The organism is Mesorhizobium sp. P3_A9 (assembly GCF_056402975.1).
In genome coordinates this window covers 1-1,442 of record NZ_JBFUGJ010000668.1, presented here as the reverse complement: position 1 = coordinate 1,442, position 1,442 = coordinate 1, and the positions used below count along the sequence as shown (strand labels likewise).

General features: G+C 65.8%; 1 protein-coding gene and 1 pseudogene. One reads left to right on the top strand and one right to left on the bottom strand.

Annotated features, from left to right (window positions below; translation table 11 throughout):
* On the bottom strand, positions 1-445 hold a 445-nt coding region (locus AC1DX0_RS35835), incomplete at its 3' end, for a hypothetical protein (RefSeq protein ID WP_477359219.1).
* Between the two features lie 198 nt (positions 446-643).
* Between AC1DX0_RS35835 and AC1DX0_RS35830 the strand changes: the two are divergent.
* Positions 644-1,442: pseudogene (locus tag AC1DX0_RS35830) on the top strand (hypothetical protein); the annotation flags it as partial.

Here is a 1,442-nt window from a genome sequence, read left to right as displayed (position 1 = left end):
GCACGAACCCGCCCTTCTGCCGGGAGCGGCAGACCCACATGCTGAGTGGCAAGCGCGAATCGTCGTGCGATATGCCAGCTGCGTAGAACGTGCCCAGCGGCCGCACGATTTCATTGTAGTAGCCGCTTCGCTCAAAATCGGTGTCCGTGTGAACTTCGCTGCTGCTAACGACCGCGCCCCCCGGTGGCAAACTGGCAAGATGTGAGTTCAGCAACGGCGCCAGCAGTCTGGAGGCTTGCGGCGACAGGAAACGCTGAACGTCGGCATCACCCATACCGGTCCGCGCGATGAACGGCGTCGCGGACGTTGGCTGGTTGTTCATGGCCAGATAGGCATGATCGGCACGAAGCAAACCGGTTATGCCCGCCAGGGCGGTTGCCCACATGCCCGGCTCGAGAGTCGCCTGGTAGAACATGTCGATGAGGGCAAGGGCTTCAGCGTCCAAATCGTGCCCCTGCTGGCCACATTCCGAGAACCTGACCCCGCGCAAATAGCACGGATACAACCGTGGCGCTTGCACAACACCGTGACCAGCGGTTGCAAGACATTGCCCATATGGGCAATGCGGCCACGCCAGATTTCGCGGATCAATGTGCAAGGGTGCCGGCTCTCCCAGGTCCGGCGGATTGCAGCGGGGTGGTTCGTGAAGAAGATATCGGTGCCGGTTCATGCACAGGCGCATGAATCCTTGTTTGACCGCGGTGCCATATCGGGTGGCGGGCTACGAAGCCTTGCTTTGGCCGCCGGCGTGGTTGCGGCGGTGTCGTTCGCCACTGGGATCGCATCAGCCGGCGACTATGCGGCAGGCGGCGGCACCATAACCAATGGCGGCAATGCGACCGCGCTTGGCGATGGCGCCAACGCGACCGGCGCGCAGGCAGTCGCGGTAGGCGCCGCCAGCACCGCCACCGGTGCCTCCGCGACCGCAACGGGAACCTCCAGTCAAGCCAATGGCGCGGCGGCGACAGCCGTAGGCGATGGCGCCAACGCAACTGGCTCGGAGGCAATCGCGGCAGGCTTCGACAGCCACGCCATCGGCGCCTCCGCGAGCGCCGTGGGAGCCTCCAGTCAAGCCAATGGCACAGACGCAACAGCCGTAGGAGATGCTAGCGGCGCGACCGGTCTGGAGGCCACGGCGGTCGGCGTAAACAGCAGCGCGGCCGGCGACGGCGCCACGGCGATCGGCGCGATCAGCAGCGCAAACGGCACTTTCGCAACAGCGATAGGCGTCCTCAGCAATGCAACCGGCACCAACGCCACAGCGACGGGCCAGGGCAGCATCGCGAATGGCGACAATGCCACCGCGACGGGGCAGTACAGCGCAGCGAATGGCGCGGCTGCGAGTGCCTTTGGCCAGGGAAGCAACGCAACCGGCGACGACGCGACCGCAACGGGCGCCCACAGCGTCGCGAACGGCACCGCCGCGACAGCGACCGGGGAGG